Source organism: Rikenella microfusus DSM 15922 (genome assembly GCF_000427365.1).
Classification (GTDB): domain Bacteria; phylum Bacteroidota; class Bacteroidia; order Bacteroidales; family Rikenellaceae; genus Rikenella; species Rikenella microfusus.
This window is the reverse complement of record NZ_KE386488.1, coordinates 559214-575193: the sequence shown is the minus strand read 5'-3', so window position 1 is coordinate 575193 and position 15980 is coordinate 559214. Positions and strand designations below refer to the sequence as shown.

The following is a 15980-nucleotide window of genomic DNA, read 5'->3' as shown; positions in this document are numbered from 1 at the left end:
ATAAATGGTTTTCGGGTTTCCGAAACGATAGGAAGCTCGTTTCGCATGGGCACATAGCGTGCGGGAGGCAACGATTGGGTTACCTCAAGTCCATAAGAGAGAATTGAATTAGAGGGTTGAGAAGGGTTCTTTGGTGCGCTTTTCGGACTGGTTGTGGAGTAGCAAGAATGTTTCTCCGGTCTTGCGGTTGAGTATTTCGGAGATGACGGGGTGAATGAGTGGCTCTGTCTGATAGCTTCGTGTGACGGTTCCCCGGATACCTTCGAAGACGAAAAAGTGCTTCCCGGTCTTAGGACTTTGGATGATCTGCATCTCACCGAGAGGATGCGTCTTGCGGAATGTTTCGATCTCCCACGTGCGGAGAAACCGAAAGGTGTTGTTAGGCATGGTTTTGTGTAGATTAGGCTTGTGGTGAGGGCCGGGGTATGCTCCCATCCTCGAACTAAGTGAGGGGCTTTTCCACAAGGTACTATGCGCGGAGGCAAGAAATTAATAAAATAAAAACGGTAATGTCGCGAAGGGATGATCATCTTAAAAGTTGAATATATGTTGATTCTGTGTGTTATTTAATGTAACTTTACTGTCATTGTAAATGATGCGTTAAATTCAGGCAGATGAAAATAAAAAAAATCACAATTAAGAATATCAAAAGTTTCAAAGACGAAAGTGTGTTTGAATTGCTTCCCGATTTTAATATCTTGATTGGGCCCAATGGGAGCGGGAAAAGTAATTTTATGGATATTTTGTCTGTTGTTCTCCGTGAGTATTTTATTCAGATTTATTCGGTTCAAGAGGTGCAATATGCCCCGAATAGGACCTTTTTGACGATTCAGAGTGCAATGCAATATACTGGTCGGTCATTGAAAAAATATCTGGAAAAGTATGTAGGTAGTGAGTCGGAAGATTCGGAAATAAAGATTGAATTCATCCTTCAGCAGGAAGATATTGATAATATGATTAAAATAATAACTTACATAGATAAGTTATTGGAAGTTTTAGAGGAGCGTTATGGCTATAATAATCAGCATTGGCAATATCGGGATAAGTTACAGTTAGCGAAAGAGTGGCGTGGTTATATGTCTCTTTTTATCCCCGGTGACATCATTCCCTACCGGATTATTAACTCGGAATTGGTACTTCCTGACCAGTCTGAAATTAAAGCGCGCGGTTTCCTTCACTATGTAAACATATTCGAGTTGGTATCCATCTTGGTTCGGGACGCAGAAGACATATTTGATTTACACATCAATTATATGTCCATTGGGCCTTATCGCGGAATAGACGAGGGGAACCAATGTGCGACGCTTTCCAGTAGCAATCAATATGAACTGATATCGCAATATATGCGTTCGACATCCAAAGATGTTACTAATTTATTAGCCGTAGGAGTTTTGTTCTTTGCGCAAAAGCGGCGGATGTATGAAGGCTTGGAGGCAGGCTACATCTCGTCGTGGACCGAAGATCAACAGGTTTGCAGTGTCTCAGGCTTTTTGGAACAAATAGGTTATGAATGGGATATGAGGCTCCAAGATAGGTCAAAAAACATATACAGTATCGTATTAAAAGAGGGAGGGCGGGAAATTCATCTCGGTCAGGCTAGTTCTGGGGAACGGGAATTACTGAGTTTTTTGCTCGGTATTTACGCTTATCGCATAGCAGGGGGAATTATAATTGTTGATGAACCCGAATTGCATCTTCATCCCAAGTGGCAGCGGGTCTTACTACGCATCTTCAAAGAATTAGCTCGCAAAACGAATAATCAGTTTGTTATATCTACACATGCACCTGCATTTGTTAATAGCGACTCGTATCAACATATTCATCGTATCTATAGAGAGAATAGTTGTAGTAAACATATCTATTTGCGAATTCCGGAAGCATTAGATGTTAAACAGATTCATCATTTGATTAATGCCACAAATAACGAGAAAATATTCTTTGCGGACAGCGTTGTTTTAGTTGAAGGGATTACTGACCGTCTGATATTCCAAAAAATACTGAACCTGGTTCAACAAGAACGAAACAGTAAGAAAATAGTTGAGATTGTAGAATTAAAAGGGAAATATAACATTGAATGTTACAGAATTTTCTTGGAAGCATTGAAAATGCCTCATTTTGTTATTGCTGACAATGATTATTTGCGAGAGATCGCACCGGAATCATTACGTACACTTATGAAGGTCAATCAGCGTAAAATCGACAAGGATGTTATAAAAAATGAAGGCAGTATGGATGGGAAGCAGCTAGTCGAAAAATTAGATGAGGCTATACAAACTGGGAATTTGGAGGATTTGCGATCTTTGTGGGAGTATATTAAAACTATAAGAATGGAATTTAATCAACATAGTTTATCACAAACAGAAAAAGAGCAAATAGAAATGTTTATCAGTGCCCAAGAGGATGAAAATGTTTATATATTGAAAGAAGGAGCTATTGAGGCATATTTACCAGAAGGTTTTCGTGGTAAACATTTAGAAAAAATACTGAAGTTTTTAAATGATGACGATTACAAAGAATGGATAAATGACGAGCTGGCTTTAGAATTAAAAAATATTGTTGAAAAAATACTGCACAAAGTCGGATGATAAGACCGTCTCGATGACGTATATCGATAGTATAATTTGTAAAATTGCTATGTTGAGTTGCAAAGACAAATCATCATTGTTTAATGAATCTGTGTACTGTAGTCCAGAATGTAAAAATATGTTTTCACTAAGTAAGGATCAATTAGAAAACCTTACATATTGAAGGAGATAATACAGTTATATATCACTTATCCGGCTCTATTAAAGTCCAGTGTTTAAGCAGTGAAAACGTGGACTTGAGAGGAGATGCGTGTGAATAAAATGTGCTCATAAGACTCTTTATTCTCAGCATCATCAATGGGGGGTATTGTCCAACGCTTGGGCTCGTCCCATCCGGCTGCATAAAAATGCCTGAAAACTGGATTAGTCATATATTGTATTCGCCATGATTCGTAGTTGTATAAAGATAAATTATCGAAGTGTGTGGTTTTTAATAGTTACACTCGAACCAATCGATAATATTTTGATCGGAACCTATATGTGTTAGGGGGGCTGGCTGAATCTCTTCGGCGTATAGTCACGTTATCCTGTAATAGGCTCCTTGGTTGGAATTTCCTCGTTGAGTGATGAAGAGGTATTTTACTGCGGTGCTTGGATTCTGAAGATCGCCAAGGTGCTGATTTCTGAATATTGGATTTAGTTTATCGTAAATCTCTTGTGGAGTATAACGTTGATTCTCTTCAAAGGCTTCCCGTATTAATATTTTAAAAGGATGATTGTCAGCCAAAGCCCAGAAAATTACTGCGTTGGCATAATTGGTTAAACGTAGCTTATCATTGTTGTTACCTTGAAAGCGTTCTTGTAGTTGTTCCAGAAGAGTCTCCGGGTCAATGTATGGCCGCAGTTTATTGAAATAGATCATAAAGTTAGCTCCATGCCGTCGAGCATGGCGAGTAATATTTTCCAGTGTGGATTCGCTCATTACTTTTGAAGCTGCTTCGGTGCGAAGTTCTTCAATCATGCCTTCCAACTCTTCGTTATTATTCTGTTGGATAGCGTTTCGTGCTGTTTTTTCAGCGATTTTTTGTTCTGAAGTATAGGGGATGTCTTCCCGTCTATGCTGATCGATTTGGTGCGATTCTCTTAGTGTCAGATATAGTTCCTCTCGTTGACTATATAATTGAGTGCGTACGATCAAGCGATTTAGTAATGCATCCATATTGAAGTATGCTTTCCTATATTGGCCGAAAGCATCTTTTTGAGTAAGGCTGATCGGAACTTCTCCGGGTAGTTGTTCTGTCCCTTTTCTTCCATGGTTGTTTTGAGAATTGCAAACAGGTTCTGCCAATCCGTATCTGGAGATAAACTATCCATTGCTCTGTTTAAACGTGATGATTGTATTAACTTTGTGATCCAATTGGCGTTGATACGTTGCAATATCAACAGGCGGATGATTGTCCTGGTTGTGAATGATGGTGTGGCTGTATAGGCCCTCAGAAGATCGGCAACGCCCTGCAATCTGGATAATCTGCTCCTCGGAAACCATCGTATATGGTTTGTGGGAGTTGGAAACCATGATCAGATGGGATCGTCATTGAAATCGACTCCTGCAAAATATGCGCAGGTAATGCAATTGATTGATTTGGGTAGTTTATCTTCCGGGAGAAGCTCATCGTAGTATTCTCCAGCATCTGCTTTACTGTTTTCGCTACATAAAATGGCGCACGCAGTTCGCAGATTTTCGGGGAGCCAGTTTACCAATCCTTGAATGAGCGTGATGGAATTGTATGCTACGACGTTTTTTTGATCCGGAAATTCGTTACGTAGTATTTCGATCTGTTGTTTAAGCGTAGCATTGGGATTGTTGGTTTCGATTATCGCATCGATATGAAGCCGTGGAGGTTCTATAAATCGGATTGTAATCCGGGGCTCTGTTTGTAAATCAGGATGGCTGAAATCTTTTATGGTTGCCGATACCCCAGCCCGTTTTTTGTAATTGAACAGGAAATAATAGTCGATCAATTTTTCCAATGCCGGGCGAAACATGCTGTCAGCCTGCATCATATCGGTCTCGTCGATCATAAGGAAAAAATCGTCGTAACGATCCTCTCCAATAATATCCAATAGCCTTGGTAAACTATCAGCCACAACAATAAACTTTTTATGCGGGATAGAACTATCCCGCAAGTAGTTTTCTATGGATCGCCTATTAAAACGTGGTTGTAGTCCCGGTATGGGACTCCCGATATAGCGACTGTTGGGAAAATTGAAAGCTTTGTTGTTTGCCAGCGATTTGGTCGGAACTACGACGATTGAATTACGTGGGCTACTTAATTCCAATGTAGTTACTCCGATTCCCGTAACTTGTTTGTCTATAATGCTATAAGGCATGCGATCGAAATTGTCACGCATCCGTTTGCCTTCTCTGAAACGAATATCTCCATGTAAATGAGGATAATTGATCCATGATACGGTATGTACGGCCAATGTTTGAGAAAATCGCAAATTGTAAATGAAGTGTTCTCCTGTACAAGCAGGATCAGTCGTTACATATTCCGATTCATCAATCTCCTCGCGGATTACTTTGGCACCTCCAAGAAATTTGGCAAACTCTCTTCCGTCATGATGTTCGATGATGCAATATTATATTCTTCCCATTGCTTTGCGGGAGTCACCGGATTAATACTCTTAGGTCTCATACGCGGTTGGTTTGATTTGAATTCAAGAACGAAGTGTGTAGAATATGCTACACATTCCATTCAAATATACGCCTATTTCGCCAGTTTTTGTTGGAGGAGAGTCATGTGTCTGCTGATGCTGTGGTGGAGCACCTCAGCGTAGGAACGCTGTGTGACAGCAATATCCACATGACCCAGTAGCTTGCTTACGATCTCTATTGGTGTATCGTTGTAAAGCAGTACCGTCGTTGCGAACGTCTTGCGGGCTGTGTGGTGCGTTAGATGCTTGTCGATGCCCGTCACTTCTGCAATCTCCTTGAGGTAAGAGTTGATCCTTCTGGTTCGAAATGCGAGACAAGAGAAAACTATCCTCCCCTTGGGGAGATAAAATCGTCAGCAACTCGGAGGCCTGTGGTAATAAAGGAATGGATAACTCCCGCCCGGTCTTTCTGCGTACCATCTCGATCCACGGTTTACCGTCAGCCCCTGTAATCAGGTGTTTGCGTTGGAGTTGCGAAGCCTCGTTGTAGGCCAAGCCCGTGTAGACCGAGAAGAGATAGATGTTTTTCACCTGCTCCAGCCGATACTGCGAAAAACGGTAGTTTTCGAGCCTCTGCAACTCTTCCGGGGTGAGGTAAACCAAGCGTTTCTTCTCTTTTAAGGGCTTATAGTCCGCAAATAGATCGCACTGGAGATGCCTGCATTTGACAGCATAGCCGACGACCTGGTGCAGTCGTTGGATGATCTTGTTGATCGTGATCGGTTTGAGACTCCGAGCCAACAGATGCTCCTCGAAACGCTTGATGAAGCCGTAATCCAGCTGTTTGAGCGGAATGTCCGGTTTTCGTTGGGATTCCTTTTTTGCTCGATTTTCAGAAAGATAAACTTTCAGATGACCGTATACCTCGTGGAACTTTTGAGTGGTGGCCGGAGTGTACTCCCTGCCTGCGAGAAGCTCCATTTTAGCCAGTTTTAGGTCGTAAATCTGGCAGAGGGTGATCTCCTCTTCGGAGCCTGAATAACAGGCGTAAACAGCCTCTAATGAGGGCGTCTTGCTTTCGTCGTAGAGTTGCTTTTCTATCCGGGCAAATTGGGCTTCCAAGTCCGATAATCGGTTGTTGATGAGCTTCTCTTCGGGTGTCGAGCCCAATACTCGTTGGGATAGCTTGCTCCACTGTCTGGGCGGGATGAAAATACCCGTAGCAAAGGTCTTACGAAGTTTTCCGATGCTTATGCGGCAGAATATGGGTGCCGTTCCCCGACTGTTGCAACGGTTGGCAAGGAGGATAAATGAGGTTTTGAGTAGAGAAATCATGTGGATTGAAAGAGATTAAATCCACTGATAAACAAATGGTTAGTTGTATTCCCGAAGAAATAGAGTAGTGCTCCAAATTGTGCTCCCAATAGCCTCTTTTAAGGGCAAAAATCCCCTTGGCAAAAGAAGATGCAAAATTGCAATTCGCTGACAATCAAAAGAAAGACGGTCTGCATCTTGCGATACAAACCGTCTTGTGTAGCGGGGGGAGGACTCGAACCTCCGACCTTTGGGTTATGAGCCCAACGAGCTGCCAACTGCTCCACCCCGCGATCATATTACGGATGCAAAGGTAACGCCTTTTTTGTAAATTGCAAACCTTATGCCGAAAAAAGTTCCGTTTCCCGGCTGGTTCCGGAAAAGAACGGCCGGGAAACGGAATGAAAACCAGGTGCAAAACCTACCGGGAGGTACGGTCCAGCGCATTCAGCGCATAAGCGTACGCCCCGATGCTGATCGCCTTGCTCGTACCGATGCGCGAGAAGCCGATCCCCACGCGCGGCATGGAATCATACGTGACCCTTTCGTTCGTGTTCGGAATCTGGAGCTGCTTGACCTCCCCTTGCAGGAATTCGGCCATCTGCGCTTCGTCGTCCAGATAGAACGCCTTTTGCGCCAGGCGCGGGAATTCGGCGCCCGTCGCCCCCGTGAACCGACCGTGCACCTCCTCCATCATCGCCGGTACGAACAATGAACGCGCCCCGGCCACGCCTCCGCCGATCACCGCGATACCGTCCACGATGGTCAGCACGTTGCACAGGGCGTCGCCCAACGCCTGCCCCATGCGCCGGAAAGCCTCCTGCGCGGCGAATTTGTCCCCCTCTTTTTCGCCGATCCCGATTTCGTAAATATCTTTCGGGTGCGGCAGCTTGTCCGACGGAGTGCCTGTCAGTTCGCCGTAGACGCGGCGCACGGCGCGGATGCTGATCGACTCTTCGATGTTCTGCTCCTGGTGGTAACGCTGGCTCAGCAGCCATACTTCCGCCGCCGCCGAATTGTCGCCGAGGAACAGCTCTCCGTCCCGTACGATCCCGCCGCCGAAACCGGTGCCGAGCGTCAGGCCGACGAGGTTACGGTACCGTTTGGGGCTGCCCGCGTTTTCGAGCTGCGCGTTGACCCACGGCAGGTAGCCGCTGATCGCTTCGCCGTAGGCGTACAGGTCGCCGTCGTTGTTGATGAACACCGGAATACCGAACTCTGCCGCCAGCATCGGCCCTACGGCCACGCCGCCTTTATAGGCCGGCAGGTTGCCGATGTTCCAGATGATGCCGTTCGGGTAGTCGGCCGGGCCGGGAAAGGCGAAGCTGATCGCTACCGGAGCCTCCTTGAGGCGCGAGCGTACGGCGTGGAATCCGTTCACCAGGTTGGCGAGGCTCAGTTCGAGGTTGTTGGCGGCCGAAGGCAAATGGATCGGCTCCACGATCTCTTCGCAGCCGCGGATGGCGCCGAAAACGAAATTGGTTCCGCCTGCATCCAGGGTCATCACGGTACGCGGGTCGTTATTGTAGCTCATAGTGCGTCGTAATTGTTTAGATTGTTCAGGTTATGAAAGCAAATATAAGTAATAATACGGCAGGTAACTATATACAACTTTACCCTATTTTATAAATATATCTGGTTTTCAGCGCATGTCGGCCCGCACCTGTCCCCTTAGGCGGAGAAAACCCGGCTCTCTGCGCCGCCCGACGCAGAGCCGGCTGGGGGGGAACGCCGCACGGCTTTGGGTAAAGTCGCACCCGTTTATATACACTGATATACAGAATATTAAGGTAACCCGATTATATACTTTGGTATACCAAACCTATTCGGTGATAATCTCCCTCTATCGGCTCCGCGCCGGACGGCATGAGGCGGTACAAACCCGGGCAAAAGACCCGGAGGGTCCGGCGCGAGCCGAAAAAACGCCGGTGAAAATTAATGGTATATCAAAGTATATAATCGGGTAAGGTAATTATATATTATTGGGTAAGTATATATGATTTTACCCAAAATCGGATAACGATCTCCCTACACGGCCCTGCGGTGCCGCTCGGCACAGGGGACCGGGGCTTTCTCTGCTTAAGGGGGTGGGCGCGGGACGAAATATACTGAAAATCAGGCGTGCATATAATATAGGGTAAAGTCGTATATACTTACCTATTATTTTACACGGCATGATTTTTTCAGCTCGTGCCGGACCCTCCGGGTCTTGTGCCTGGGCTTGCATCGAAAAGGTATCGACGAAAACCAATGGGTAATATCGCAGGATATAATCGGGAAGTCGGTATTATCATCGTCGTCGGTGCGCGGTGTACCCTGAAGATTCCGGGAAACTGCCGGGGCATGTCTCGCGGTCGCTGTACGGGCGGTACGCGGAAACGGTTTAAACAGAGCGGTATGCCCGGGCTGCTGTTTTTTCGGAAAGTTACCGTCCGGCGGCGGCCTGCCGTTACCGGCGCGCCCGACCGCAGATGGCGGGAACGGCCTCTTCCCGCCGAAGGGAAAGAGGCCGTTTGAAAACCGGTACCGGTGTATGTTATTGTTGCCGCGCCAGGCGCCACTGCACGTATCCCGACCCGTTCGACAGTACCAGCGAGTCTGCGTCCAGCTTATCGACCGTCAGCGTGTCCTGCCCCTCGATCGTCTGTTTGTTGCCGATGCTCGTCGTCCGGAGTATCAGGGTTTTGCCGTCCGTCAGCGTCCATGCGGTGATTTGCAAGGTCGCCATGCCGATCGACTCGGCCGTCCCGTCCGGATTCAGCCGGAAGCCCTGCACCGCCGCAGAGTCGATCGGATTCGGCTCCGTCCATTCGCCCTGGATACGGCGGTCGGACGAGCCGGACTTCACCGTCAGTTCCTGAGCCTGCATGACTTTTACCCCGTCCGCATCGGTCTCGGCGCAGGTTACCGATACCGAATCGCCGACCGTTACGCCCGGCACTTTCGCCGGATCTGCATTCATCGTGCTGATGTTCAGCGTGTCGCCCGCTGTCGTGACCAGCGTGATGTTGTTCATCGAAGCGTCCAGCACCGCGCCTTCCACGGTCTGCGGAGCGGCGGGCTTCGAACCGCAGGAGGCCAAAGCCAGTGCCGTCACGGTTGCGGCGGCCGGGAAAAAGAGGTTTTTCTTCATGGTTTTACGGTATTTGCAGCCCCTAAGGGCCTGGTTATGTCCTGGCAACAAATTTAGGTACTATATATTATTTTACGCAAATTTCCCGATAACCCCGCATCGGATCGGCGCCGGACGGCATGAGGCGGTACAAACCCGGACAAAAGACCCGGAAGATCCGGCGCGGGCCGAAAAAGTATCGATGAGAACCGATAGGTATATCGAAGTATATAATCGGGTATCGGTATATCAGTGTGTATAATCGGGTTCTCGGAACAAACAGGATGCTTGATTCGATACTGATATGTCGATGATTTTTACCCCTGTTTTCGGCCCGCGCGTCCCCCGGTTCGTGCAAGAGTCCCGGCCCCCTGTGCCTGACGGTACCGCAGAGCCGTTCAGGGCGATCATCACCCCGTTTGGGGTAAAGTCGTATATACTTACCTCGATTTTATCCCTTTGTTCCACAGTCCGCACGCGGATGTCTTCGCGTCATCCGGCGGACAGGCGGGTTGCGCCGACTCCCTTCTCCCCGGTTCCATACCCGTCCCCCAAGGCGGTGCAGTCGCTCGGCAACGCCGCCGCGGCCGTTCGTCAATCCACCCGCTCGAAGACCAGCGCGGAACGGTTGATGTTGTATATCCGCATGTAATTCCGGGTCGCTCCGTCGCCGTCCGTGCGGGCGTAGGTGAAATATTCCCCGCTGCGTTCGCCCGACAGCACGCGCCCGGCGCCGCCGAACCGCTCCTCGTCGCTGCTGAGCACGACCCGCCATTTCCCCGGCTCCGGCACAGGCAGTTCGTAGTCCGGGATGCTGGCCGACGGGTGCCAGTTGAAGACGAACAGCAGCCCGGCCTGTTCGTAGACCAGCGTTCGGTTCGCCTCGTCGATTTTCAACCGGTAGCCGTACCCCGCGCTCAGTATCTTGTACCGTTTGAGCAGATCCACCATAGCCCGGTCGAAACGCTTCAGGTCGATATAACGCAGGTAATCCGCGTCGGAGAGCGACCACTGCCGCCGGGCGTGGGCGTAGCTCCATCCGTTGCCCTCGCGCGGGAAGTCGATCCATTCCGGGTGGCCGAACTCGTTGCCCATAAAGGTGAGGTAGGCTTCGCCGCCCAGCGTGGAGGTAACCAGGCGGATCATCTTGTGCAGGGCGATGCCGCGGTCTATCGCGAGGTTCTGCGACCCGCGGTTCATCGAGAAATACATCTCCTTGTCCATCAGTCGGAAAGCAATCGTCTTGTCGCCCACCAGCGCCTGGTCGTGCGACTCGCAGTAGGCGACCGTCCGCACCCCCGGCAGGCGGTTGCAGAGCACCTCCCACATCCGGTAAAGGTTCCACTCTTCGTCCGGCACGTCCTTGAGGTATTCGATCCAGAAATCCGGGATGGCCATGCCCAGCCGGTAGTCGAAACCGATGCCCCCTTCGCGGATCGGTACGGTCACGCCGGGCATACCGCTCACGTCTTCGGCGATGGTGATCGCGCCGGGACGGATTTCGTGCACCAGTTCGTTGGCCAGCGTCAGGTAGAGGATCGCGTCGCGGTCGGCCCCGTCGCCGAAGTAGGCGTCCAGCCCCCATTCCGGCGCCGAAATACCGTGGTGGCGGTAGAGCATGGAGGTTACGGCGTCGAACCGGAACCCGTCGAAGTGAAACTCGTCGAGCCAGTACTTGAGGTTGGAGAGCAGGAAGTGCTGCACTTCGTATTTGCCGTAATCGAAGAGCATCGAATCCCATTGCGGATGCTGGCCGGAGGGACCGGGCCGCGAATAGAGGCAGTCGGTGCCGTCCAGCCGGTTGATCCCTTCGTTCGTGTTCTTCACGTAGTGCGAATGCACTAAGTCCATCACCACGCCGATGCCCATTCCGTGCGCCCGCCGGATAAGCCGTTTCAGCTCTTCCGGCGTTCCGAAACGCGAACTGGGGGCGAAAAAGCTGCTCACCTGGTAACCGAAGCTGCCGTAATAGGGGTGTTCGGCGATGGCCATCAGCTGGATCGTGTTGTAACCCGCTTCTTTGATCCGGGGCAGGATGTTTTCCGTAAATTCGTTATAGGTGCCCACGCCTTCCCGCTCTTGCGCCATGCCGATATGCGCTTCGTAGATGAGCGGGCCTCCGTCCCGGGCGGTGCGGGTGTTCAGGTCGTAGTCGTCGCCCGTCCAGTCGAAAGGCGTCGGCGGTTCCCACACCTGACCGCAGTAGTCTTTGGTCGTCTCGTTCTGCACCACGCGGCGGATGTAGGCCGGGATACGGTCCATCCACGTGCCGTCGGCCCCGTGGACGTACATTTTCACCCGGCTGCCGTGCCGCAGCCTGCCGCAGGTGGTTTTATCGGGCAGGAAGAGCGACCACACGCCGTTCGAGTCGGGCAGCCGTTCGGCCGGATACTGGGTGCGTTCCCAGTCGTTGAAATCGCCGAAGAGGAAGACTTCTTTAGCGCCGGGCAGCCATTCGCGGAACCACCACCCGCGTCGGACGGGGTCGTAGTGTATGCCGAAATAGAGGTGGGCGTTGGCGTAGTCCGACAGCGAGCGGTTCCATTTGCGGATGTCGCCGAGCCGGTCGGCGAAACGACGGCCCCGGTCGGCTATTTCGGCGGCGGCGGGGCGCAGCCAGGGGTCCCGTTCCACCATGGTCGGGACGGATGCGGGGGTATTCGGGGAGCGGTCCATAAGAGTCGGCGTTTGAAAGGGTGAGTACTCTTACAAATATAACTTTTTTCGGCGAGGCGGCCGCATGGACTTCGCACGGCTTTTCTTCCCGGCCCGTTCGGGTTTTTCTCTGCTCCCGGCCTTTCGCCGGCTGTTCGCAGACGCTTATTTGTGCCTTTTGGCCAGCTCTTTTTCGAGATCGGCCAGCGACAGGCCGTTGGCTTCGAGCAATACCAGCAGGTGATAAACCAGGTCGGAAGCCTCGTAGATCAAGTCCGCTTTGTTCTGCGCCACCGCTTCGATCACGGTTTCCACGGCCTCTTCGCCCACTTTTTGGGCGATTTTATTTACTCCGCGCTGGAATAATTTGGTCGTATAGGAGGCGGCCGGCATATCCCGGTGGCGTTGTTGGATCACCGATTGGAGGTAGCGGATGAACCCTTCCGTTTCGCGGGGCGATTCGGTAAAACAGCTCGCGTTGCCCGTGTGGCATACCGGCCCGGCGGGAATCGCCCGGATCAGCAGCGTGTCGGCGTCGCAGTCCATGGCCGCGGAAACGATAGCGAGGTAGTTCCCGCTCGTTTCGCCCTTGGTCCAGAGCCGCCGTTTGGTGCGGCTGTAAAAGGTGACGCGTCTTTCGGCCATGCTTTTTTCGTAGGCTTCGCGGTTCATGTAACCGAGCATCAGCACTTGCAGCGTGCGGTCGTCCTGAATGATGGCGGGCAGCAGCCCGTCGCCGTTTTTCGTGAAATCCAATTTGTCGATGTCTGGTGTCATGGTTATGTGGTTGTTTTTATCGTTTGACAAATATGTGCGGCATGCCCCTGTTTATCGGCCTGCCTTATTTGCGTCGGTCCGTTCCCGCCTTTTTTGCAGAACAGACACCCGGCGGCGCGATTCATAGCCGTACCGGAATCCCCCGTTCGCGCAGCGCCTGTTTCAGCGCCGGTATCGGGATTTCGCCGTAATGGAAGATGGAGGCCGCCAGGGCCGCGTCGGCCCGGCCCGCGGTCAGTACCTCCGCGATATGTTCGACGGTTCCCGCCCCGCCCGAGGCGATGACCGGGATCGACAGTTCTGAAGCCAGCCGGGCGAACGTTTCGCACGGATAGCCGTTCTTCGTGCCGTCGTGGTTCATCGAGGTGAAGAGAATTTCGCCCGCTCCCCGTTCCTGCGCTTCGTGCGCCCAGCCGAACAGTTCCTTGTCGGTCGGCGTGCGTCCGCCGTGGGTAGTGACTACCCAGCGTCCGCTGTCGTCCATCCGGGCGTCGATGGCCGCCACGATGAATTGACTGCCGTACCGGTCGGCGATGTCGTCGATCAGCTGCGGATGGCGTACCGCCGCGCTGTTTACCGTTACTTTGTCGGCTCCGGCCAACAGCAGGGCGCCTGCGTCGTCCGCCGTGGAGATGCCGCCGCCGACGGTGAACGGGATGTCGATCTCGCGTGCGATGCGGGCGACCAGTTCCGCGAAAGTTTTGCGCCCTTCGACGGTCGCGCTGATGTCGAGATAGACCAGTTCGTCGGCTCCCTCGTCCGCATAGCGGCGCCCCAGCTCCACCGGATCGCCGACGTTGCGCAGGCCCGTGAAGTTGATGCCCTTGACCGTCTGCCCATCCTTGATGTCGAGGCAGGGGATTATCCGTTTCGCAAGCATTGTTCCAAGTCTTTAAGCGTGATGCGACCTTCGTAGATCGCTTTGCCTACGATGACGCTGCGCAGCCCCATGCCGTCGAGCCGGACGATGTCGTCCGACGACGCGATGCCGCCGCTGACGGTGATTTCCACCTGCGGGAACTCCTCCTGCAAGGTTGCGTACAGGTCGAAGTTCGGACCGGCGAGCATACCGTCGCGCGAGATGTCGGTGCAGATCGTCTGTCGCAGCCCGCGGGCGGCAAACCTGCGGATGACGGTCTGCACGTCGGTTTCCGACGATTCCGTCCAGCCGTTGATGGCCACTTTTCCGGCTTTCGTATCGGCGCCGAGGACGATATGTTCGGGGCCGTAAGCCGCGAGCCACTCTTCGAACCGTTCGGGATCGGTGACTGCGATACTGCCGCAGATGGCCCGGTTCGCTCCGGCCTCCAGAACGGCCCGCAGGGCTTCGCCGCTTTTGATGCCGCCGCCGTACTGGATGTCCAGCCCGGTGGCCGAAGCTATTTTGCGCAGGGTGCCGAGATTCTGCGGCGCGGCGGCTTTGGCCCCGTCCAGATCGACGACGTGGAGCCGCCGGATGCCGATGGCTTCGTAGTTGCGGGCGATTTCCACGGGATCGGCCCCATAGGTGGTCTTCCGGCCGTAGTCCCCCTGTGTCAGCCGCACGCATTGCCCGCCGATGATGTCGATGGCGGGGATGATCTCTATATTCATAATGAAAGGAAGTTGGCTAATATCCGGCGGCCTGCGGCTCCGCTCTTTTCGGGGTGGAACTGGCAACCGAAGTAGTTGTCCCGGCAGAGGGAGCCGCTGAACGGGCCGCCGTAGTCGGTGGTGGCGGCGGTGCATGCGTTCGTTTCGGCGGCGTAGGAGTGGACGTAGTAAACGTATTCGCCCTCTTCGATGCCTTCATAAAGCGGCGAACGCAGGCGGTGTATCGAGTTCCAGCCGACGTGGGGCACTTTCAGGCCGATCCGGGGGGGGAAACGCCGCACGCGGTTCGGGAAGATGCCGAGGCATTCGGTGTCGCCCTCTTCGCTGCGGGCGCACAGCAGCTGCATGCCGAGGCAGATGCCCAGCACGGGACATTCGAGGTTTTTCAGGGTCTCGACGAGTCCTTTCTCGCGGAGCCGTCCCATGGCGGCGGAGGCTTCGCCCACGCCGGGCAGCAGGACGCGTTCGGCGTTGCGGACGGCGGCGGGGTCGGCGGTCAGCGTATAGTCCGCGCCCAGACGTTCCAATGCATTGACGACTGACCGCAGGTTGCCGGTATCGTAATCTATTATCGTTACCATAAGTTCGATCGTTTTGTTCGTTCGGCTTGTCCGGCCGGATCGCCGGCGCTTTTAACTTTGTCTTTCGCCGACGGGCGTTTGTCTTTTCTTCGCCCGCTTATGCCGGGGCATCGGCTGTGCCGGACGCCTTATGCCGGCGGGTACTTGTTCTTTTTTGTCCGCTCCTGCCACGGGGGCACCGGTTTCTCCGGACGCCTTATGCCGGCGAGGCATCTCCTTTTTTGCGCGACCAAAAAAGTAAGCAAAGAAGTCGCCAGGAATGCGATTCCTCGTTCCCGACTCCCGTCGGACCGGGAAATCGCACATTCCCGGGTCAGCAATCTCTATCCGTACTGCGACACCAATGTAAGAAGCCGGGAGTACTTTTAAACCGGTACGGTTATTTTTCATTCGGGTCGGGCGCCCGGGAGCGACCGTATCGAGCAGCGCGAGAGTTGCGGGCCTCCCGTGGGGAGGCGTCCGGCCCGCCCGCTAACGCGGAAACTTATATTTTAACAGTACAGTTATTTATCCGCGTAGCGGCCTGCCCGAACCGACGCAGCAGCCGAGTGCCATCGAACTTGTTCGTATGGCCGAGGCGCCAGGAGGAAGCCGGAACGGCAACCCATCCCCGGCGAACCGACGCTGCTAGCGAGAGCCATCGGGCTCGCACGAATGGCCGAGCGGCGAGGAGGACAACGAGCGAAGCGAAGTTAACGGCTGCAACACTCGCGAAGCTCGGTCTTGCCCTCGCTGGCTCCGGGCTTTAACCTGCAAATTAAAAGG

General features: G+C 52.4%; 12 protein-coding genes, 1 tRNA gene and 1 pseudogene. 1 reads left to right on the top strand and 13 read right to left on the bottom strand.

Annotated features, from left to right (window positions below; translation table 11 throughout):
• Window positions 1-108: 108 nt before the first annotated feature.
• Window positions 109-387, bottom strand: a complete 279-nt coding sequence (locus tag RIKMI_RS12920) for a hypothetical protein (RefSeq protein ID WP_051214311.1) — start codon at window positions 385-387, stop codon at window positions 109-111.
• 227 nt (window positions 388-614) lie between these two features.
• Here RIKMI_RS12920 and RIKMI_RS0103455 point away from each other — a divergent pair, with 227 nt between their 5' ends.
• Window positions 615-2585, top strand: a complete 1971-nt coding sequence (locus RIKMI_RS0103455; protein WP_027290440.1) for an AAA family ATPase — start codon at window positions 615-617, stop codon at window positions 2583-2585.
• Window positions 2586-3102: 517 nt separating this feature from the next.
• Here RIKMI_RS0103455 and RIKMI_RS0103450 read toward each other — a convergent pair.
• The 12 genes and pseudogenes from RIKMI_RS0103450 to hisH all read right to left on the bottom strand — a co-directional run bounded on the left by RIKMI_RS0103450 (window position 3103) and on the right by hisH (window position 15215).
• Complete coding sequence (locus RIKMI_RS0103450) at window positions 3103-3873, bottom strand: hypothetical protein (protein ID WP_147288440.1); 771 nt, start codon at window positions 3871-3873, stop codon at window positions 3103-3105.
• Window positions 3874-4103: 230 nt separating this feature from the next.
• Window positions 4104-4937, bottom strand: coding sequence for a DEAD/DEAH box helicase family protein (locus RIKMI_RS12915; RefSeq protein WP_147288441.1), 834 nt, complete (start codon window positions 4935-4937; stop codon window positions 4104-4106).
• A 359-nt stretch (window positions 4938-5296) separates the two neighbouring features.
• Entirely contained in the window at window positions 5297-5506 is a 210-nt protein-coding gene (locus RIKMI_RS15170; RefSeq protein ID WP_245584931.1) for a tyrosine-type recombinase/integrase, read from the bottom strand.
• 421 nt (window positions 5507-5927) lie between these two features.
• A pseudogene (locus RIKMI_RS15165) lies at window positions 5928-6518 on the bottom strand (phage integrase SAM-like domain-containing protein); the annotation flags it as partial.
• A gap of 199 nt (window positions 6519-6717) precedes the next feature.
• Window positions 6718-6790: transfer RNA gene (locus RIKMI_RS0103430), tRNA-Met, on the bottom strand.
• Window positions 6791-6918: 128 nt separating this feature from the next.
• Window positions 6919-8031, bottom strand: a complete 1113-nt coding sequence (locus RIKMI_RS0103425) for an ROK family protein (protein WP_027290436.1) — start codon at window positions 8029-8031, stop codon at window positions 6919-6921.
• A 1002-nt stretch (window positions 8032-9033) separates the two neighbouring features.
• A complete protein-coding gene (locus RIKMI_RS0103415; protein ID WP_027290434.1) occupies window positions 9034-9630 on the bottom strand; it encodes a lipocalin-like domain-containing protein in 597 nt (198 codons plus the stop codon).
• 573 nt (window positions 9631-10203) lie between these two features.
• Window positions 10204-12285, bottom strand: a complete 2082-nt coding sequence (locus tag RIKMI_RS0103410) for an alpha amylase C-terminal domain-containing protein (RefSeq protein WP_037291432.1) — start codon at window positions 12283-12285, stop codon at window positions 10204-10206.
• 144 nt (window positions 12286-12429) lie between these two features.
• Window positions 12430-13041 carry a bifunctional phosphoribosyl-AMP cyclohydrolase/phosphoribosyl-ATP diphosphatase HisIE gene (hisIE, locus tag RIKMI_RS0103405; RefSeq protein WP_037291431.1) on the bottom strand — a complete coding sequence of 204 codons (612 nt, stop codon included), beginning with the start codon at window positions 13039-13041 and terminating at the stop codon, window positions 12430-12432.
• Window positions 13042-13162: 121 nt separating this feature from the next.
• A complete protein-coding gene (gene hisF, locus RIKMI_RS0103400) occupies window positions 13163-13921 on the bottom strand; it encodes an imidazole glycerol phosphate synthase subunit HisF (RefSeq protein ID WP_027290431.1) in 759 nt (252 codons plus the stop codon).
• Window positions 13903-14634 carry a 1-(5-phosphoribosyl)-5-[(5-phosphoribosylamino)methylideneamino]imidazole-4-carboxamide isomerase gene (hisA, locus tag RIKMI_RS0103395; RefSeq protein ID WP_027290430.1) on the bottom strand — a complete coding sequence of 244 codons (732 nt, stop codon included), beginning with the start codon at window positions 14632-14634 and terminating at the stop codon, window positions 13903-13905. Before hisA ends, hisF begins: the two co-directional genes overlap by 19 nt.
• A complete protein-coding gene (gene hisH / locus RIKMI_RS0103390) occupies window positions 14631-15215 on the bottom strand; it encodes an imidazole glycerol phosphate synthase subunit HisH (RefSeq protein WP_027290429.1) in 585 nt (194 codons plus the stop codon). The genes hisA and hisH overlap by 4 nt, the downstream gene beginning before the upstream one ends.
• Window positions 15216-15980: the final 765 nt, after the last annotated feature.